Source organism: Parasphingomonas frigoris (assembly GCF_036663815.1).
Classification (GTDB): Bacteria; Pseudomonadota; Alphaproteobacteria; order Sphingomonadales; family Sphingomonadaceae; genus Sphingomonas.
The window spans coordinates 326,343-344,286 of sequence record NZ_JAXOJQ010000003.1; the positions used below are offsets into that span (position 1 = coordinate 326,343).

Sequence of the window (17,944 nt, forward strand, 5' to 3'; positions counted from 1 at the left end):
ATTCAGGTACGTCGTATAACCGCCAGGAACGCTTCGCCATAGGCCTCGAGCTTGCGCGCGCCGACCCCAGTGATGTGCCCCATCGCCGAAAGCGAAGACGGCCGCGTCGTCGCCATCTCGCGCAGCACCGAATCGTGGAAGATGACATAGGGCGGCACGCTCGCCTCGAGCGCGATTTCGCGGCGCTTGGTGCGCAACGCCTCGAACAGCGGATCGCCGGTCGGGTTGGGCACGCTGCCCGCGCCGCCGCGCCGTCGCCGCTCGCGTTTGGGCGGGACGATCAGCGCGACCTGCTCGCCTTCCTTGAGGATCCCGCGTGCGCCTGGCCCGAACTCCAGCCCGCCGAAATCGTTGGCGCGCAGCGCATCGCGCAGCAGCAGCGCGCGCCCGACCGGCTTGATCAGCGCGGCCTCCTCGGGGCTCGAGGCGATCCCGAACACCGCGAGCGCCTCATGCCCGTTCATCAGGCTGCGCTCGTTCGACTGTCCGATCAGGATCTGTTCGATATAGCCCGCGCCAAAGCTCTGGCCTGTGCGAAAGACCGCGGAGAGGAACTTCCTCGCCACCTCCGTCGCATCGACCGCGGCGGGCGGGTTGAGGCAATTGTCGCAATTGCCGCAATTTTCGGGACTGTCGTCGCCGAAATGCTTGAGCAGGATGCGGCGTCGGCACCCGGCGGTTTCGGCCAGCGCGCCGAGGGCCGCGAGCCGCTGGCGCTCGCCCGGCTGGCGCGCCGGCTCGACCTCGCCGATCCGCTGGCGCGCGCGCGCAAAATCCTCGGCGCCCCAGAACAGATGCGCCACCGCGGGATCACCGTCGCGCCCCGCACGACCGGTTTCCTGATAATAGCTCTCGATCGATTTCGGCAGGCCGGCGTGCGCGACGAAGCGCACGTCGGGCTTGTCGATCCCCATGCCGAACGCGACCGTCGCGCACATCACCATGTCTTCGCTCGCGACGAAATCGGCCTGATTCTTCGCGCGGACATGCGGGTCGAGCCCGGCATGATACGCTCGCGTCGGCCGCCCGGTCTTGGCGAGCGCCTCGGCCATCTTTTCGGTGCCCGCGCGGCTCTGCAGATAGACGATGCCTGCGCCCGGCGTCTCGGCGATCAGGTCGGCGATCTGGCGCGTGGCATTGTCTTTCGGCGAGATGCGATACTGGATGTTGGGTCGGTCGAACCCCGCGACGATCATCCCCTCATGCGGGATGCCGAGCTGTTCGAGAATGTCGGCGCGCGTCACCGCGTCGGCGGTGGCGGTCAGCGCAAGCCGCGGCACGTCCGGGAATGCGTCGAGCAACGGCCGCAGCAAGCGGTAGTCGGGCCGGAAATCATGCCCCCATTCGGACACGCAATGCGCCTCGTCGATCGCGAACAGCGCGAGCGGCGCGCGCGACAACAGGTCGCGGAAAGCGCCGCCCGAGGCCCGCTCGGGCGCGACATAGAGCAGGTCGAGCTCGCCGCGGCGAAAGCGCGCGATCGTCTCGGCCTGGTCGGTATCGACCGAGGTCAGCGTCGCGGCGCGGATCCCGATCGCGGTCGCGGCGCGCAACTGGTCATGCATCAGCGCGATCAGCGGCGAGACGACGACACACGTCCCCTCGAGCACAACCGCGGGCAACTGATAGCAGAGCGACTTGCCCGCGCCGGTCGGCATCACCGCAAGCGTCCGCTCGCCGGCAAGCACGCGCTCGACCACCGACCCCTGCACGCCGCGAAAGGCGGGGAAGCCGAAGGTCGATTGCAGGACTGGGAGGGGATCGATCATTTACGCAAAACCGAGAATAAGGAGGAGTGCCTGATCGACACGCTGCATGTCGGTCTCGGACAAACGGCCGATCGCTCGGCCAAACTGCTCGTGATCCACGGTCACCAAAATGTCGACCGCGACTTCTGAAATCGCTTCAAGGGCGTTCTGCGCGTCGGGCAAGATCCGCGGGCGGAGGTCGCGTGCCTCCCCCGTTGCGGTCTGGCACAATGCCACGAGACGATGCGGCGTATCGCCGAACGCGTCGCTCTGCACGACCACGACCGGGCGAGGCTTGCCGCCATAGCCGCTTCCCGTCGCGGCACTCCAGATTTCACCCCGCTTCATGATCGCGCTTTAACGCTCGGTTTCGCGGTCGAGGCGTTCGAGCACGACGGCAGTCATCGCGCCAGCGAACGCCATCGCTTCGCGGTCGTCCTCGACACGCGCCCATAACCACTCTCGTGTCTTGCGGGCTTCCTCCTGAAATTCCGGCGTCGTGGTGTCCGGCAACCAGAAAGTCTTCGGTCGCAACCCCTGCGCGCGTAGGGCAGCGCGACGCTTCGCGACGCGCTCGGCGCTGGTCATCGGTCGTTCCACGCCCATCGCTTCGCTCCGTCCGTCAAGCGTTACATGTAACGCTGGATCCCGAAAATCACAAGATGTTTACCACTTGTTCTTGCGTGCGCCCACGCTCCCGGTGCAAGCGGCGGCGCATGGAAACAGTCCGCGACAACAAGGCCGAGCAGGAATTCGAGCTGACCGTCGGCCGTCACCGAGCGGTTGCGGCGTATCAGATGGAAGGCGAGACGATCGTCTTCACCCACACGCTGGTTCCGAAGGCGGTCGCCGGGCATGGCGCGGCCACCAAGCTGGTCCGCGCCGCGCTCGACAGCGCGCGCGACCGCGGGTTGAAGGTCATTCCGCAATGCCCGTTCGTCGCCGCCTATATCGACAAGCATCCGGAATATCGCGACCTGCTTTAGCCGCTACTCGGCCGCGAGTGTTTCCTCGGCGCGTTCTTGCGCCTGGCGGTTCCACATCTCGGCATAGAGCCCGTTCTGACGCAGCAGCGCGGCATGGCTCCCGCGTTCGACCACCTGCCCCGCTTCGAGCACGACGATCTCGTCGGCATGCACCACGGTCGACAGCCGATGCGCGATGACGATCGTCGTGCGCCCGCGTTCGATCGCCTGAAGCGTGTCGAGGATCTCGCCCTCGGTGCGGCTGTCGAGCGCCGACGTCGCTTCGTCGAGGATCAGCACCGGCGGATTCTTGAGCAAGGTCCGCGCGATCGCGACGCGCTGCTTCTCGCCGCCCGACAGCTTCAACCCGCGCTCGCCGACGCGCGTGCCATAGCCCTGCGGCTGGCGCTCGATGAAGCCGGCGATCGCCGCCCCGCGCGCGGCATTCTCGATCTCGTCCTGTCCGGCACCTTCGCGGCCATAGCCGATATTGTAGCCGATCGTGTCGTTGAACAGCACCGTGTCCTGCGGGACGATCCCGATCGCCGAGCGCAGTGATGCCTGCGTCACCTCGGCGATATCCTGCCCGTCGACGGTGATGCGCCCGCCGGTCAGATCGTAGAAGCGGTACAGCAGCCGCGCGAGCGTGCTCTTGCCCGCCCCCGACGGCCCGACCACAGCGAGCGTCTTGCCCGCCGGGATATCGAGGTCGATTCCCTTGAGGATCGGCATCCCCTTGTCATAGCCGAAGCGCACATTCTCGAAGCGAACATGCCCCCGCGAAACCGTGAGGGGCAGCGCGCCGGGCGCGTCGACCACTTCGGACGGCGTATCGATCAAATCGAACATCGCGCCCATGTCGATCACGCCCTGGCGGATCGTGCGATAGACCATGCCGAGCAGGTCGAGCGGGCGGAACAGCTGCGACAGCAAGGTCGAGACGAACACCACGTCGCCCGCCGAGAATTGCCCGCGGCCCCAGCCCCAGGCGACGAACGCCATCCCGCCGCCGAGCATCACATTGGTGATCAGCGCCTGCCCGACGTTGAGCCAGGCGAGCGAATTTTCCGAGGTCACCGCGGCATTGGCATAGGCCGCCATCGCCGCGTCGTAGCGCTTGCCCTCGCGCTCCTCCGCGCCGAAATATTTGACCGTCTCGAAGTTGAGCAGCGAATCGACCGCATGGCTCACCGCACCCGTGTCGAGATCGTTCATCCGCGTCCGCAAAGCGGCGCGCCAATCGGTCACCATCCGCGTGAACCAGATATAGGTCGCCACCATCACCACGGTTGCCGCGACCAGCCCCCAGCCGAAGCTCGAGCGAAAGATGTTGAGGACCAGCAGCAGTTCCAGGATCGTCGGCGCGATGTTGAACAGCATGAAATAGAGCATCGTATCGATGCTCTTGGTGCCGCGCTCGACTACCTTGGTGACCGCGCCGGTCCGCCGCTCGAGATGGAAACGCAGCGACAATTGGTGGAGATGGCGGAACACGCTCGCCGCCAGCCGCCGCGTCGCATCCTGCCCGACCCGCTCGAAGACGGCATTGCGCAGATTGTCGAACAGCGTCGTCGAGAAGCGCGCACCGGCATAGCCCGCGACGAGCGCGATCACGATCCACACCGCGCCGCGCTGCCCCTGCGCCATCCGATCGACCGCCCATTTCAGCGTATAGGCGCTTACGTAGACCTGCGTGACCTTGGAGACGATGACGAGCAGCATCGCGCCGACGATTCGCAAGCGCAGGATCGGCGCGTCGGCCGGCCACAGATAGGGCAGGAAGCGACGCAGCGTCGGGAGCATTGGCCGTTCGGGCGTGGACGAGGAGGTGGCGGTATCAGGTGGCATCCTGGGCACATGTAGGCGTGGTCAAGCGCCACCGGAAGCGTCTCATGGAACAAGTCGGGCAGTTCGTCGGTTTTTACCTTCGAACGGAGACGGTTATGGACCCGCTTTTCTACGTCATGGCGATCCTGGGATGTGGCGACGGTAGCACCGCCTGCCAGCAGGCTCGCGTCGAACAGGTCCAGTATCGCTCGATCGGCGAGTGCCAGCGTGCAATGCCGGCGGCGCTCGCCCGCAACGGCGATATCGACTATCCCGTCGTGGCAGCCGCCTGTCGCGCAAATGGCGCGCCGATGGCGCAAAACGCCCGGCCTGCGCCGCACGGCTGATACCCCGATTACGACGACCCCGCTTTGGTACCGGCCAGCGAGACTCTGCTTCCGATAGCGGCGTCGGTCGTGGGGTCAGGGCGAGTCGGTTTGCAGCACCCAGCGCCGGTCCTCTTCGAAGCCCATCGCCGTCAGCCGGCCCGACCGGTAGGCACCGGTGTCGAGCCCGATCCGATTGGCGCGTTCGTCGACATCGTCGGTCACGGTATGGCCGTGGACGATATATTTCTCGAACGCACTCTTCGCGTCGAGGAAATCGCCGCGGATCCACCGCAGGTCCTCGGATGTCTGCGCGGCCAGCGCGACACCGGGGCGTACCCCGGCATGAACGAAGGCATAGTCGCCAATCACGATCTGCTCCTCGAAGGCCTGCAGGAAACCCCGATGCTCGGCTGGCACCGCGGCGCGCAGCCGATCGAGCAATTCGCGGGACGTGCCCGCAGCATGATCGCCGACGTCGATCCCATAGCTGGCGATCGTCGCATCGCCGCCGATGCGGGTGAAGAATTTCAGGGCGTCGTAATTGCCGTCGAGCACGCTGAGGAACACTTCCTCGTGATTGCCGAGCAGGAAGCGCGTGTGCGGTTCGCTCGACGCCAGCCCCACCAGCCGCGCGATCACACCCGCCGACTCGGGTCCGCGATCGATCAGGTCGCCGAGAAAGATCAACTGCGTTTGTGCCGGTAGGCGCGCGGCAGTATCCGCGAAAATCCGGTCGAGCAGATCGGTGAGCAGATCGAGTCGGCCGTGAATGTCACCGATCGCATAGACCCGTTGCCCGGCGGGAATGCGCGGGCGCGGGACAACGGCTTCGCCGGCGCTGCGGCGGCTGAGCAACTTCTTCAACATCGAGCCGGCACTTGGGTGAGATACCTCGGAATTTCTGGGTTTCGCGAAATTCGGCGCAACCGCGAGCGCGGTCGGAGCAACGTCGCGCTCGCCCTTCTGTTGGCTCATAGGATAGCGATCCGCCAGCGCCTATCCGCGCGATGCGATCCGCGCCTTTTTACCCGAACGATGCAGCCTCTATCCCGCGGCCGGTGCGCCTGACCGGACGCGCGATCGGTCGGAGGCGGATTCCAGCTGGCTCGGTCGTGGGCGCGTCCACAGCATCGGGTCGCGCGGGGTGGGCGGATACAGCGTGGCGCGGCGCCGCGCCTGCTGCCACGCGCGCGCGATCAGCGCGAGCTTGGTTGCGCCCGAGGTCGACACGCGCCCGTCCCAGGCACGGGCCCCGAGCGCAGCGACGCGCCGCCCGATCGCGCCATAGATGTCGGCCGCCGCGAGCACCGCCCAGGCCGAGCGGAACGTCAGGGCAGGGGTGCCGAAGCGCGCACTCGCTTCATAAGCGAGCGCGCGCGTCGCCAGCCGCGTGCCGAGCTGCGCGAGCCGCTCGCGATGCGCCGGCGCGAGCAGGTCCTCCACGGGAATGCCGACCTCGTCGAGCCAGTCCTGCGGCAGGTAGCAACGGCCTGCGCGCGCATCCTCGGCAATGTCGCGCGCGATGTTGGCGAGCTGGAAGGCGAGCCCGAGATCGCACGCGCGGTCGAGCGTCGCGGTGTTGCTCGCCGCCACCCCCATCGCCAGCGCCATCATGCAGCCGACCGCGCCCGCGACATGGTAGCAATATTGGTAGAGATCGGCCTCGCTCTGCGGCCGCCACCCCTGCGCGTCGAGCGCGAAGCCGTCGATCAGGTCGCGCGCCAGCGCGGGCGGCAGCGCGGTCTCGGCGGCGAACAGCCGCAGCGCGTCGAAGGCGGGATCGCCGACCACCACGCCGGCGAGCGCCGCCTCGGTCTTTGCCGAAATCTCCGCCAGCCGCGCCGGACCGTCGGTGACGCCGGTCATCGCATCGCCATGTTCCTGGCCGTCGGCAATGTCGTCGCACGCGCGGCACCAGGCATAGAGCAGCCAAGCGCGTTCGCGCGTCGGCCGATCGAACAGCCGGCTCGCCGCGGCAAAGCTCTTGGATCCGCGCGCGATCGATTCCTGCGCCGTCGCGACGATCGCATCGCGACTGGGCAAGGCGGTGTCGCTCACAAGTCCTTCGCGCCGATCTTGGTGACCGTCACGATCGGCTCATGCGCCGCCATCTGCGCGAGCAATCCGTCGAGCGCGGTATCGATCAGCAGGATGCCGTGATGCTGCGGGCGCAGGAAACCCACCGTGCCCATGTGGTGATAGAAAGCGACGAGATGGTCGTAATAGCCCGCGATGTTGAGCAGCCCGACCGGCTTGGCATGATAGCCGATCTGCGCCCAGCTCAGCGCTTCCCACAATTCGTCCATCGTGCCGGTTCCACCGGGCAGATTGACGAAGCCGTCGGAGAGATCGGTGAAGGCCTGCTTGCGCTGGTGCATCGTGTCGACGACGTGGAGCTCGGTCAGCCCGCGATGCGCGACCTCGGCATCGACCAGTGCCTGCGGGATGATCCCGATCACCTCGCCGCCCGCCTCGAGCGCGCTGTCGGCAACCGCGCCCATCAGCCCCAGCTTGCCGCCGCCATAGACCACGCCAATCCCGCGTTTGGCAAGCGTGCGGCCGACCTGGCGGGCGCAGTCGACATAGACAGGGTCGGCCGGGGTGGCCGAACCGCAATAGATGGCGAGCCGCTTCATCACTGGCTCCCCTCCCTGGAAGGGAGGGGTTGTGGGTGGGTTGGCTGATGGAGCGAGGTCACGCCCGACAACGGGCCGACCCACCCCCGGCCCCTCCCTTCCAGGGAGGGGAGAATCTGCGTTTTCATCGTTCGCCTTCCAGCATCAACGTCGCGGTCGCCTTGGCACTGCCCACCACGCCGGGAATCCCCGCGCCCGGATGCGTGCCGGCACCGACGAAATAAAGGTTCGGGATATGGTCGTCGCGATTGTGGACGCGGAACCACGCGCTCTGCGTCAGGATCGGCTCGAGCGAGAAGGCGCTGCCGAGATGCGCGTTCAGGTCCGCCGCGAAATCGTTCGGCGCGTAATGGAATTTCGTCACGATCCGCGAGTGGATGTCGGGGATGAGCCGCCGCCCGATCTCGTCGAGGATGCGCTTTTCGAGGATCGGCCCGACCTCGTCCCAGTCGACCGGGAACTTGCCCATGTGCGGCACCGGTGCAAGCGCGTAAAAGGTCGACATCCCCTCGGGCGCCATCGACGGGTCGGTGACGGTCGGGTGGTGGAGGTAGAGCGAGAAATCCTCGGGCAGCACGCCGTGATCGTAAATGTCGCTGAGCAGACCCTTGTAGCGCGGCCCGAACAGGATGGTGTGGTGCGGGATGCCGGGCCAGGTGCCGGTGATCCCGAAATGCACGACGAACAGCGACGGCGAGAAGCGCTTGCGCACGAGCGCCTTGCGGGTGCGCTGCGCACTGCGCGACGAGGTGAGCAGGTCGCGATAGATGTGCATCACGTCGCCATTGCAGGCGACCATGTCGGCATCCTGGTGCCAGCCGCTCGCGGTGGTGACGCCGGTCGCGCGGTCGCCGAGCGTGGCGATGTCGACCGCTGCATCGTTCAGCCGCAATATGCCGCCGAGCCGCTCGAAATGCGTCACCATCGCGTCGATCAGCTTGCTCGTGCCGCCCATCGCGAACCACACGCCGCCGTCTTTTTCGAGCTTGTGGATCAGCGCGTAGATCGCCGAGGTGTTCATCGGGTTGCCGCCGACCAGCAGCGTGTGGAACGACAGCGCCTGACGGAGATGCTCGTCCTTCACGTAGGACGAGACGACCGAATAGACCGAGCGCCACGCCTGATATTTGGCGAGCGCGGGGGCGGCCTTTATCATCGCGGCGAAGTCGAGAAACGCGACATGGCCGAGCTTGCGATAGCCCTCTTCGTACACGCCCGCGGCGTATTCGAGGAACTTGGCATAGCCTGCGACATCGTCGGGGTTGAGCTTGGCGATCTCGGCATTGAGCGCGGGCTCGTCGTTCGAATAATCGAACACCGTGCCGTCGGGCCAGTTGAGCCGGTAGAACGGGGTCACGGGCACGAGCGTCACGTCGTCGGCCATGTCGCGCCCGGTCAGCGCCCACAATTCCTGCAGGCATGGCGGATCGGTGATCACCGTTGGGCCGGCGTCGAACACGAAGCCGTCCTTCTCCCAGACGTAGGCGCGCCCGCCGGCCTTGTCGCGCGCTTCGAGCAGGGTGGTCTGCACCCCGGCGGACTGCAGGCGGATTGCGAGCGCGAGGCCGCCGAAGCCGGCGCCGATGACGATCGCGCTACGTCCGGAGATCGGCAGCGGTTGCGAGCTCATGCCTTCACCCCGCCCGGCAGGACGCCGATCGCGCGCAATGCGCGCGAGATCGGCACCGGCGGCTTGCCGGTCAGGATCCGTGCCTTGTCCATCATCGTCGATCGTCCTGCGTAAAAGCGCCGCACCAAGCGCGGGTCGAGCCGGTAGAAGCGTTCGAGGACGCGATAGCGTTCCTCGGGTTCGGCGGCGCGAAACAGCATCCTGTCGAGCATACGGTAGAAGCCGCGCGCCTGCCATGTCCGTCGCGCATAGTCGTGCGTCAGCGTGTGGAGGCCTGCGCCCGACAGGTCGCTCGCCGTGGCGATCAGCGCGGCGATGCGGATCGCGTCGGGCAGCGAATAGCCCGTCGTCGGGTGGAACAGCCCGGCGCGCATCCCCGCCTTGGCGACCTTGTTGCCGCCCGATTGCCAATAGGCCTCGAAATCGCCGCCCATCGTCACCGGCAGCACGCCCGATTCCTCGCGCACCACGCTGTGCGTGTCCCACCCGTGCGCCGTGGCATAAGCGCGCACGCGGTCGGCGATCGGATCGGCGTTGCTGCCGCTGCCGGGCGTGGGACGGTACAGATCGGGCGTGTCGCTATAATAGGTGTCCTCGACGAACAGCCGCGTCGGCGCCAGCGGCAGCGTATAGACGAAGCGATAGCCGTCGATCTGCTCGACCGTCGCGTCCATCACGATCGGGCGGGTCAGGCCGTGCGGCGTATCGAGCGCAAACTCGATCCCGACGAACTTCTGCCAGCCGAGATCGAGCAGCCCGAGATCGCCGGGCCCGCGCGCGTCGATCACGCCCTTGGCTTCGAGCCGGTCGCCATCCTCGAACACCACCGCGGTCGGGCCCGCGGCGAGCACCTTGCGCCCGGTCATCAGCGCGTGGGCGGGCAATTCGCTGCGCAGCACCGCGTCGAGCCGTTCGGATTCGATCGAATGATACGCGCTGTCGAGCGTGCGCGAATGTGCCGGGAAGGCGATGTCGTAGCTTTGCCAGCTATGCACGACGAGCGGCGCGACGATCCAGCGGTCGGCATCGGCGACGTCGCTGGCAAAGAACGACCACAGATGGTTGCCGCCGAAGCGGTCCGAATGCTCGATGATGCGCACGTCGAGCCCGGGGCGCCGCTTGGCCAGCGCCAGCGCGATCAAGCCACCGGCCAGCCCGCCACCGACGATGGCGATGTCGCAGGAGAGGATTGCCGGCATGCTACCAAGCGATAGCCGAAAAGCGCGACGGCGCAAGCGCTCCCGCCGTCATCGGGCGTAGCGAATCTGCCTGACGGGGCCGCGCTTTGCCGCTACACAGCACGGCATGGTCCCCATGGTCCTTGCCATTCTCGCCTCGGCGCTCGCCATGTCGCTGATCGTCGGCGTGCGCTACCTGATCGTCTCGGGGGCGTTCGCCGCGGCGACGCGGGCGCGCCATCCCGGCCTCTATACCGGCCTGTCGCCGCAGATCCGCCGCGAGGTCGCCTGGAGTCTGGCCTCGGCGCTGATCTACGGCGTGCCGGCCGGCGTCGTTGCCTGGGGCTGGCAGAATCTCGGCTGGACGCGGATCTATGCCGATCTCCACGCTTTCCCCTTATGGTATGCGCCGCTGTCGGTTGTGCTCTATCTCGTCGCGCACGACACCTGGTTTTACTGGACGCATCGCTGGATGCATCAGCCGCGTCTTTTCAAGCTCGCGCATGCGGTGCATCATGACAGCCGACCGCCGACTGCCTGGGCGGCGATGGCGTTCCATCCGATCGAGGCGATCAGCGGGGCTGTGATAATTCCGCTACTGGTGTTCGTGATTCCCATTCATATCGGCTGCCTCGGCTTGGTCCTCGCGACGATGACGGTTATGGGGGTGACCAATCATATGGGGTGGGAAGTTTTTCCCCGGTTCATGTGGAACGGTCCACTGGGGAGGTGGCTGATCACGGCCAGTCATCACCAACGGCACCACGAGCTGTATCGGGGAAACTATGGTCTTTACTTCCGATTTTGGGATCGGCTTTGCGGCACCGACAAGGGTGTCGGCGATTTTGCCAAGGCCCATGCGCAAGCTCGCCTGCGTCAGCGGCGCGGCGGCGGCGTTGCTGTTGACGCTGCCGGGCGCGGTCGCGACGACTGAGCTGTCGGTCGACGTCACCAACCTGCGCTCGCACAAGGGCATGGTGCGGATCTGCCTGACCGCCGATCCCGACAATTTCCCGGCCTGCATCGACGATGCGCAGGCGGTCACGCGGTCGATCCCCGCGTCGGAGACCAGTCTGCGCTTCGACGGGCTGCCGCACGGCGATTACGCGGTGGCGGTGATCCATGACGAGAACAACAACAAGAAGCTCGACACCTTTGCCGGGATCCCGCGCGAAGGCTTCGGTTTCTCGCGCAATCCCGCCGTCAGTTTCGGCCCGCCGCGCTTCGCGGCTGCCCGCTTCGCGTTGACAAGTGATGCAGATCGGCAACAGATCAAAATGCATTACTTACTCTGACGTCTGCGCGCGGACCCAAAGCGTTGCGCCTGCGTTACGGCCTCAAATTCTGCAATTCGGAGCCGCTCGTGATCGACCGTCGTTTTCTTCTCTCTGCCGCTGCCCTCATGCTGGCCAGCGCCGCGCCCGCTTATGCGCAGAGCGCGTCGCCGGCGCCTGCCGACAATGATCAGCTCGCCGCTGATCTTGCCAAGGACAATGTGACGGTCGGCGTCGCCGGCGCGTTCCTGCCCGATTATGACGGCTCGAACGACTATCGCTTCGTGCCGGCACCCGCCGCGATCGGCTCGGTCGGCGGCTTCAACTTCTCGGTGATCGGCAATCGCGCCAGCGTCGATCTCATCCCCAATCGCCCGGGTCAGAAAATCGATCTGCAGTTCGGCCCGATCGGCGTGATCAACTTCGATCGTTCGAGCCTCAAGAATATCGACGACGTCCGCGTCCGCGCGCTCGGCAAGCGCAGCACCACGCTCGAGCTCGGCGGCTACGTCGGGATCGGCAAGACCGGGATCATCACCAGCCCGTACGACAAGCTGTCGGTCTCGGTCAGCTATCGCAAGGGCGTGACCGGTGCGCACAATAGCGAGATCTGGCAGCCGTCGCTGACCTACCTCACCCCGCTCAGCCGCAAGGCCGCAGTCGGCATCCTCGCTTCGGCGCAGCATGTCGGGCAGGGCTATGCCGACACCTATTTCAGCATCACGCCGACGCAGAGCCTCGCCAGCGGCCTGCCGACCTACAATGCGCGCAAGGGCTGGAAGAACTATTCGGTCGGCGGCTTCGCCACCTATTCGCTGACCGGCGATCTGCTGCACGGCTTCAAGGTCATCGCAGGGGGCACCTATTCGCGCTCGCTTGGCGATTTCTCGTACAGCCCGATCGTGCGGATCGCGGGGTCGCCCAACCAGTGGCTCGGCGCCGCGGGGATCGCCTACACCTTCTGATCCGAGCGGGTTTCACCGGTCGCGCGAGGCCCGTCGTCGCCTGCTTGGTTGCAGTGCGGCGGCGGGCTTCGGCGTGTCGGTGGAACCGCGCGAAGTTGCGGTAAACCGGTAATTCTCGGCTTGCGTCGTGGCGCGCGAGGTGCCACGCCAGCCGCGCAATCTGGCGTTTCAAGCAAGAGGGTTCGCCCCAATGACCGATTTCTCTCCATCCGCGGGCGACCATGATGGCGATGCCCTGATCGCGCAGCTCGAAGCGCGCGCCGACCGGCGCAGCGAGCGCCGCGAGTTCTTCCGCACCGCGCTCGGCGCCGGCGCGGTCGTCGCGGCGGGTGCCGCCGCGGTCGCGATCGGCAGCAGCGCGTCGGCCGACGCGACCAGCGACGCCGCGATCCTCAACTTCGCGCTCAACCTCGAATATCTCGAGGCGCAATTCTATTCGTTCGCAGTGTTCGGCACCGGCCTGCCCAACAGCCAGCTGACGCCGGGCAGCGCCAGCACGACGACGCAGGGCGCCGTCACCGGCGGTCGCCAGGTCAGCTTCCGGGACCCGCTCGTCGCGCAATATGCGCGCGAGATCGCCGGCGACGAGACGCAGCATGTCGCCTTCCTGCGCGCGCAGCTCGGCACCGCGGCGGTCGCCATGCCCGCGATCGATATCGGCAGCACTGCGACCAGCGCGTTCACCATCGCTGCGCGGGCGGCGGGGCTCGCGACCAATGCCAGCGGCGCGATCGACAATACCAACGGCACCTTCGATCCTTACGCCAGCGACGAGAATTTCCTGCTCGCGGCCTATCTGTTCGAAGACGTCGGCGTGACCGCCTACAAGGGCGCGGCGCAGGCGATCACCACCAAGACCTATCTCGATGCCGCCGCCGGCATCCTCGCCGCCGAGGCGTATCACGCCTCGATCATCCGCACCGTGCTCTATAGCAAGGGGCTGGCGACGCCGTCGCTGCGCACCTCGGCCGACGCGATCTCGGACGCGCGCGACAAGCTCGACGGGCTGGTCGACGACGATCAGGGCATTTCGCCGGTCAAGTTCGTCGCACCTGGGACGGCGGTGACGGCGGGCACGCAGCTGTCGGCCAATGCCCCGGCGCTGGTCGGCCTGACCGCGTCGAACATCGTGCCGACCGGGCCCGAAGGGCTCGTCTACGGCCGCGCGATCGGCAACGTCCTCAACATCGTCTATCTCAACAGCGCGGCGGTGAGCAAAGGCGGGTTCTTCCCGAACGGTCTCAACGGCACGTACGCCACGAGCACCGCCAACTAATCCGATTCTGTAGTCCAGAATGCCCGAACGGGAGTTCCCCCAGTGATCGATACCGACATCCTCCTGCAGGTCCTCGACGCGAGCGAACGCCGCCGCGCCGAACGCCGCAATTTCCTGCGCAGTGCCGGCGTCGCGACGCTCGCGGTCGGCGGCGCCTCGCTGGTGTCTGCCTGCAGCGGCAGCGGCTCGAGCAGCACCGACCCTGGCGCGACGGCCACCGCCACCGCGACGCCGAGCCCGAGCTCGACCGACACGCTGAAGGACCAGGACACCCTCAACTTCGCGCTCAACCTCGAATATCTCGAGGCGCAATTCTACAGCTTCGCGGTCACCGGTGCGGGGCTGCCCAACGCGTTGCTCGCCAAGGGCGACGGCAACCAGACCGTGCAGGGGGCGGTCACCGGCGGGCGCAAGGTCAATTTCACCGATCCGATCGTCCAGCAATATGCGACCGAGATCGCGAATGACGAGATTTCGCACGTCGCCTTCCTGCGCTCGGCGCTGGGGCCGGCAGCGGTGGCGCAGCCCGCGATCAACATCGACGGCGGCGCGAGCGGCGCGTTCACTGCACTTGGCCGGGCGGCTGGGATCGCGACCAACGCCAGCGGCGCGGTCGATTCGGTCAACGGCACGTTCGACCCTTACGCCAGCGACGAGAATTTCCTGCTCGGCGCGTTCGTCTTCGAAGACGTCGGGGTGACCGCGTACAAGGCCGCCGCGTCGCAGATCAACACCGTGCTGCTGCTCGACGCCGCAGCCGGGATCCTCGCGACCGAGGCCTATCATGCCGGCCTGATCCGGACCGTGCTCTACAGCAAGGGGCTGACGCTCCCCAATCTGCGCGTCCAGGCGGGGCTGATCAGCGATGCGCGCGACCGGCTCGACGGCTCGGTCGACGACGATCAGGGCATCGTCGGCGATGCGGTGACGTCGAACCTCGTGCCGGTCGACGGCAACGGTCTGGTCTATGGCCGCACCGCAGGCCAGGTGCTCAATATCGTCTATCTCAATAGCAATGCTGTCGTCGGCGGGGGATTCTTCCCGAACGGCCTCAACGGCAACATCAAGACCAGCGCCGCCAGCGCATGATCGCCTGTCCGCGGTGGCCTTGCCGCCGCGGACGCATCGAACGACGTCTACGGCGGCTTTCCTTTGTCGCCGCGGACGCCTAGAACGCAATATTCCCCGGGGGGCTGCTGATCGGCGGCTGAGAGGAGGGCACGAGCCCTCGACCCGTATCAACCTGATCCCGTTAGCACGGGCGGAGGGAGGGAGCGGTCGCCGGACTTTCGGAAACCGTCCTCGCTCCTCACTTTGGAGCGAAACGCATGGCCGACATTCCCGCCCGTACCGAGATCGGCGTCACCACCGGCGCAATCCGTGGCAGCCGCAAGATCCACGTTCCCTCCCCCAACATTCCCGGTGCGGGCGTAGCGATGCGCGAGATCCTGCTCGAGCCGTCGTGCGGCGAGCCGCCCTTGCGCGTCTACGACACGTCGGGCCCCTACACCGACCCCAAGGCGGCGATCGACATCAACGTCGGCCTGCCGCAGCTCCGCCGCGAATGGATCCTCGCGCGCGGCGACGTCGAGGAATATGACGCGCGCGCGATCAAGCCCGAGGATAACGGCCTGACCGGACCCGACCGCTCGGCCGGCGTGCCGCAATATCCCAACGTCGTGAAGCGTCCGCTGCGCGCCAAGGCCGGCGCCAACGTCAGCCAGATGTACTATGCGCGGCGCGGGATCATCACGCCCGAAATGGAATATGTCGCGATCCGCGAGAATCTCGGGCGCGCGGCGGCCAAGGAAGCGCTGATCCGCGACGGCCAGGATTTCGGCGCGTCGATCCCCGATTACGTGACCCCCGAATTCGTCCGTGACGAGGTCGCGCGTGGCCGAGCGATCATCCCCAACAACATCAACCACCCCGAATCCGAGCCGATGGCGATCGGCCGCAATTTCCTGGTCAAGATCAACGCCAACATCGGCAATTCGGCGGTCGCGAGCAACGTCGCGGCGGAAGTCGATAAGATGGTGTGGTCGATCCGCTGGGGCGCGGACACGGTGATGGACCTGTCGACCGGCCGCAACATCCACGACACGCGCGAGTGGATCATGCGCAACTCGCCCGTGCCGATCGGCACCGTGCCGATCTACCAGGCGCTCGAGAAGGTCGGCGGCGTCGCCGAGGACCTGACCTGGGAGATCTTCCGCGACACGCTGATCGAGCAGGCCGAGCAGGGCGTCGACTATTTCACGATCCATGCCGGCGTGCGGCTCGCCTACATCCCGATGACCGCCAAGCGCGTCACCGGGATCGTCTCGCGCGGCGGCTCGATCATGGCGAAATGGTGCCTCAGCCACCACAAGGAGAGCTTCCTCTACGAGCGCTTCGACGAGATCACCGAGATCATGAAGGCGTATGACATCGCCTACTCGCTCGGCGACGGCCTGCGCCCCGGCTCGATCGCCGACGCCAACGATGAGGCGCAGTTCAGCGAGCTCTACACGCTCGGCGAGCTCACCCACCGCGCGTGGAAGAGCGACGTCCAGGTGATGATCGAGGGCCCCGGCCATGTGCCGATGCACAAGATCAAGGAAAATATGGACAAACAGCTCGAGGTCTGCGGCGAGGCGCCCTTCTACACATTGGGGCCGCTCACCACCGACATCGCGCCGGGTTACGACCACATCACCAGCGGCATCGGTGCGGCGATGATCGGTTGGTATGGCACGGCGATGCTCTGCTACGTCACGCCCAAGGAGCATCTGGGCCTGCCCGACCGCGACGACGTCAAGGTCGGCGTGGTGACCTACAAGCTCGCCGCGCATGCCGCCGATCTCGCCAAGGGGCACCCGGCCGCCAAGATGCGCGACGATGCGGTCAGCCGCGCGCGCTTCGAATTCCGCTGGCGCGACCAGTTCAACCTGTCGCTCGATCCCGATACCGCCGAGCAATATCATGACGAGACGCTCCCGGCCGAGGGCGCCAAGACTGCGCATTTCTGCTCGATGTGCGGGCCGAAATTCTGCTCGATGAAGATCACGCAGGAAGTCCGCGATTTCGCCGCCAAGCAGAATGGCCCGGCCGACAGCTTCCTCGCCGCCGGTAGCGCGCAGGTCGCCGACGCGGACCGTGCCGCCTTCGCCAAGGGCACGACGCATGCCGATGCCGAGGCGGGGATGGCGGCGATGAGCGAGGTGTTCAAGGAGAAGGGCAGCGAGCTCTATCTGCCCGCCGCCGAGTAAGCGCACCGCATCAAAAAGGCCGCCCGGACGATGTCCGGGCGGCCTTTCTGTGTCCGCGCCCGCGCCGATCAGCGCGGTTTGCGGAACTTGAAGACGAACTGGTCGGTCTTGCCGCGGATCGCCGGGTCGAACACCTTGGCGGTGTGATCGTCGGCCGGATTGCGCAGCACGTCGCTCTCGCCGACGAAGACGAAGCCCGCCTTGACGACCTGCGCCTTGACCACGGCCGGGTCGATCCGGTGCGTCGTCGCGGTCCCGGCGAGGCCGGTGCCGGCGGCGTCGGCATGGTCGATCACGACATAGGTGCCGCCGGGTTTCAGCGCGCGCAAAGCCTCGGCATTGAGCCGGTCGAGCGCCGCTTCGCCGCCGCCGTCATTGGCGACGTCATGGTAATTCTGCACGGTCCAGACGAGGTCGACCGGCTCGGACGCGGCGACGATCCCGCTTCCGCCGAGCACGCGCGTCGTGACGTTGGACAGGTGTCGTTCCTCGAGCGCGGGCGCCGCCTTGGTGGCATATTTCGCCGCCGCTGCCGGCCACACCGCATAGACATGCCCGGTCTTGCCGACGACGCCTGAGAAGATCCGCGTCCAATAGCCGTTGCCCGGCAGCAGATCGAGCACTTCGTCACCCGGGCCCACGCCCGAGAAGGTGAGCACTTCGGCAGCCTTGCGGCGGGCGTCGTCACCCGCCTGGTCTGCACGCGCGGCGTTGGCGAGCCCGGCGGCAACGGCCCTCTCGGACTGCTTTACACTGTGGGTGGAGGCCGGCACTCCCGCGGCGCCTGCTGCCGAAACGCCCCCCGTCACGATCAATGCCGTTACCGCTACGCTCGTCAGAAATGCCCGCATGCCCGGTCTCCCCC

General features: G+C 66.7%; 18 protein-coding genes and 1 riboswitch. Of the genes, 8 read left to right on the forward strand and 10 right to left on the reverse strand.

Features of this window, described 5'->3' with window-relative positions:
* Nucleotides 1–2: 2 nt before the first annotated feature.
* The 3 genes from recQ to U1872_RS11825 are packed head-to-tail and all read right to left on the reverse strand — an operon-like array spanning nucleotide 3 to nucleotide 2,336.
* On the reverse strand, nucleotides 3–1,769 hold the full coding sequence (gene recQ / locus U1872_RS11815; protein WP_332793094.1) for a DNA helicase RecQ: 1,767 nt from the start codon (nucleotides 1,767–1,769) through the stop codon (nucleotides 3–5).
* Nucleotides 1,770–2,096, reverse strand: a complete 327-nt coding sequence (locus tag U1872_RS11820) for a type II toxin-antitoxin system PemK/MazF family toxin (protein WP_332793095.1) — start codon at nucleotides 2,094–2,096, stop codon at nucleotides 1,770–1,772.
* A gap of 9 nt (nucleotides 2,097–2,105) precedes the next feature.
* Nucleotides 2,106–2,336, reverse strand: coding sequence for an antitoxin MazE-like protein (locus U1872_RS11825; RefSeq protein ID WP_332793096.1), 231 nt, complete (start codon nucleotides 2,334–2,336; stop codon nucleotides 2,106–2,108).
* Between the two features lie 128 nt (nucleotides 2,337–2,464).
* Between U1872_RS11825 and U1872_RS11830 the strand changes: the two genes are divergently transcribed.
* A complete protein-coding gene (locus U1872_RS11830) occupies nucleotides 2,465–2,734 on the forward strand; it encodes a GNAT family N-acetyltransferase (RefSeq protein WP_140850671.1) in 270 nt (89 codons plus the stop codon).
* 3 nt (nucleotides 2,735–2,737) lie between these two features.
* Here U1872_RS11830 and U1872_RS11835 read toward each other — a convergent pair whose 3' ends face one another.
* On the reverse strand, nucleotides 2,738–4,561 hold the full coding sequence (locus U1872_RS11835; RefSeq protein WP_332793097.1) for an ABCB family ABC transporter ATP-binding protein/permease: 1,824 nt from the start codon (nucleotides 4,559–4,561) through the stop codon (nucleotides 2,738–2,740).
* A gap of 95 nt (nucleotides 4,562–4,656) precedes the next feature.
* On the opposite strand from U1872_RS11835, the gene U1872_RS11840 reads away from it, so the two are divergent.
* Nucleotides 4,657–4,887 carry a hypothetical protein gene (locus U1872_RS11840; protein ID WP_332793098.1) on the forward strand — a complete coding sequence of 77 codons (231 nt, stop codon included), beginning with the start codon at nucleotides 4,657–4,659 and terminating at the stop codon, nucleotides 4,885–4,887.
* Nucleotides 4,888–4,962: 75 nt separating this feature from the next.
* On the opposite strand, the gene U1872_RS11845 is transcribed toward U1872_RS11840, so the two are convergent.
* The 5 genes from U1872_RS11845 to crtY form a co-directional block, all read right to left on the reverse strand.
* On the reverse strand, nucleotides 4,963–5,736 hold the full coding sequence (locus tag U1872_RS11845) for a metallophosphoesterase family protein (protein WP_332793099.1): 774 nt from the start codon (nucleotides 5,734–5,736) through the stop codon (nucleotides 4,963–4,965).
* 177 nt (nucleotides 5,737–5,913) lie between these two features.
* The gene (locus U1872_RS11850) at nucleotides 5,914–6,927 is read right to left on the reverse strand and encodes a phytoene/squalene synthase family protein (RefSeq protein ID WP_332793100.1); all 1,014 of its coding nucleotides are present in this window, start codon (nucleotides 6,925–6,927) and stop codon (nucleotides 5,914–5,916) included.
* The gene (locus U1872_RS11855) at nucleotides 6,924–7,505 is read right to left on the reverse strand and encodes an LOG family protein (RefSeq protein WP_332793101.1); all 582 of its coding nucleotides are present in this window, start codon (nucleotides 7,503–7,505) and stop codon (nucleotides 6,924–6,926) included. The genes U1872_RS11850 and U1872_RS11855 overlap by 4 nt, the downstream gene beginning before the upstream one ends.
* A 124-nt stretch (nucleotides 7,506–7,629) precedes the next feature.
* A complete protein-coding gene (locus U1872_RS11860; protein ID WP_332793102.1) occupies nucleotides 7,630–9,135 on the reverse strand; it encodes a phytoene desaturase in 1,506 nt (501 codons plus the stop codon).
* Nucleotides 9,132–10,334, reverse strand: a complete 1,203-nt coding sequence (gene crtY, locus U1872_RS11865; RefSeq protein ID WP_332793103.1) for a lycopene beta-cyclase CrtY — start codon at nucleotides 10,332–10,334, stop codon at nucleotides 9,132–9,134. Before crtY ends, U1872_RS11860 begins: the two co-directional genes overlap by 4 nt.
* 115 nt (nucleotides 10,335–10,449) lie before the next feature.
* Here crtY and U1872_RS11870 point away from each other — a divergent pair, with 115 nt between their 5' ends.
* The 6 genes from U1872_RS11870 (at nucleotide 10,450) to thiC (ending at nucleotide 17,079) form a co-directional block, all read left to right on the forward strand.
* Complete coding sequence (locus tag U1872_RS11870; protein WP_332793104.1) at nucleotides 10,450–11,247, forward strand: sterol desaturase family protein; 798 nt, start codon at nucleotides 10,450–10,452, stop codon at nucleotides 11,245–11,247.
* Nucleotides 11,171–11,608 (forward strand): DUF2141 domain-containing protein, encoded by a 438-nt coding sequence (locus tag U1872_RS11875; RefSeq protein WP_332793105.1) that lies wholly within the window; start codon nucleotides 11,171–11,173, stop codon nucleotides 11,606–11,608. Before U1872_RS11870 ends, U1872_RS11875 begins: the two co-directional genes overlap by 77 nt.
* A 107-nt stretch (nucleotides 11,609–11,715) precedes the next feature.
* Entirely contained in the window at nucleotides 11,716–12,552 is an 837-nt protein-coding gene (locus U1872_RS11880; protein WP_443025388.1) for a MipA/OmpV family protein, read from the forward strand.
* Nucleotides 12,553–12,742: 190 nt separating this feature from the next.
* Entirely contained in the window at nucleotides 12,743–13,828 is a 1,086-nt protein-coding gene (locus U1872_RS11885) for a ferritin-like domain-containing protein (RefSeq protein WP_332793107.1), read from the forward strand.
* A 42-nt stretch (nucleotides 13,829–13,870) separates the two neighbouring features.
* Nucleotides 13,871–14,917, forward strand: a complete 1,047-nt coding sequence (locus U1872_RS11890; protein ID WP_332793108.1) for a ferritin-like domain-containing protein — start codon at nucleotides 13,871–13,873, stop codon at nucleotides 14,915–14,917.
* An 87-nt stretch (nucleotides 14,918–15,004) separates the two neighbouring features.
* Nucleotides 15,005–15,115, forward strand: a riboswitch (TPP riboswitch).
* Nucleotides 15,116–15,156: 41 nt separating this feature from the next.
* Nucleotides 15,157–17,079, forward strand: a complete 1,923-nt coding sequence (gene thiC, locus U1872_RS11895) for a phosphomethylpyrimidine synthase ThiC (protein WP_332793109.1) — start codon at nucleotides 15,157–15,159, stop codon at nucleotides 17,077–17,079.
* A gap of 68 nt (nucleotides 17,080–17,147) precedes the next feature.
* On the opposite strand, the gene U1872_RS11900 is transcribed toward thiC, so the two are convergent.
* The gene (locus tag U1872_RS11900) at nucleotides 17,148–17,930 is read right to left on the reverse strand and encodes a class I SAM-dependent methyltransferase (protein ID WP_332793110.1); all 783 of its coding nucleotides are present in this window, start codon (nucleotides 17,928–17,930) and stop codon (nucleotides 17,148–17,150) included.
* Nucleotides 17,931–17,944 lie beyond the last annotated feature (14 nt).

Coding starts and splice junctions, on each gene's coding strand:
- U1872_RS11900 (WP_332793110.1), bottom strand. CDS start 17,930: ATGCGGGCATTTCTGACGAGCGTAGCGGTAACGGCATTGATCGTGACG.
- thiC (WP_332793109.1), top strand. CDS start 15,157: ATGGCCGACATTCCCGCCCGTACCGAGATCGGCGTCACCACCGGCGCA.
- U1872_RS11825 (WP_332793096.1), bottom strand. CDS start 2,336: ATGACCAGCGCCGAGCGCGTCGCGAAGCGTCGCGCTGCCCTACGCGCG.
- U1872_RS11820 (WP_332793095.1), bottom strand. CDS start 2,096: ATGAAGCGGGGTGAAATCTGGAGTGCCGCGACGGGAAGCGGCTATGGC.
- U1872_RS11880 (WP_443025388.1), top strand. CDS start 11,716: ATGCTGGCCAGCGCCGCGCCCGCTTATGCGCAGAGCGCGTCGCCGGCG.
- U1872_RS11835 (WP_332793097.1), bottom strand. CDS start 4,561: ATGCCACCTGATACCGCCACCTCCTCGTCCACGCCCGAACGGCCAATG.
- U1872_RS11845 (WP_332793099.1), bottom strand. CDS start 5,736: ATGTTGAAGAAGTTGCTCAGCCGCCGCAGCGCCGGCGAAGCCGTTGTC.
- U1872_RS11870 (WP_332793104.1), top strand. CDS start 10,450: ATGGTCCTTGCCATTCTCGCCTCGGCGCTCGCCATGTCGCTGATCGTC.
- U1872_RS11855 (WP_332793101.1), bottom strand. CDS start 7,505: ATGAAGCGGCTCGCCATCTATTGCGGTTCGGCCACCCCGGCCGACCCT.
- U1872_RS11830 (WP_140850671.1), top strand. CDS start 2,465: ATGGAAACAGTCCGCGACAACAAGGCCGAGCAGGAATTCGAGCTGACC.
- U1872_RS11840 (WP_332793098.1), top strand. CDS start 4,657: ATGGACCCGCTTTTCTACGTCATGGCGATCCTGGGATGTGGCGACGGT.
- U1872_RS11875 (WP_332793105.1), top strand. CDS start 11,171: ATGCGCAAGCTCGCCTGCGTCAGCGGCGCGGCGGCGGCGTTGCTGTTG.
- crtY (WP_332793103.1), bottom strand. CDS start 10,334: ATGCCGGCAATCCTCTCCTGCGACATCGCCATCGTCGGTGGCGGGCTG.
- recQ (WP_332793094.1), bottom strand. CDS start 1,769: ATGATCGATCCCCTCCCAGTCCTGCAATCGACCTTCGGCTTCCCCGCC.
- U1872_RS11885 (WP_332793107.1), top strand. CDS start 12,743: ATGACCGATTTCTCTCCATCCGCGGGCGACCATGATGGCGATGCCCTG.
- U1872_RS11860 (WP_332793102.1), bottom strand. CDS start 9,135: ATGAGCTCGCAACCGCTGCCGATCTCCGGACGTAGCGCGATCGTCATC.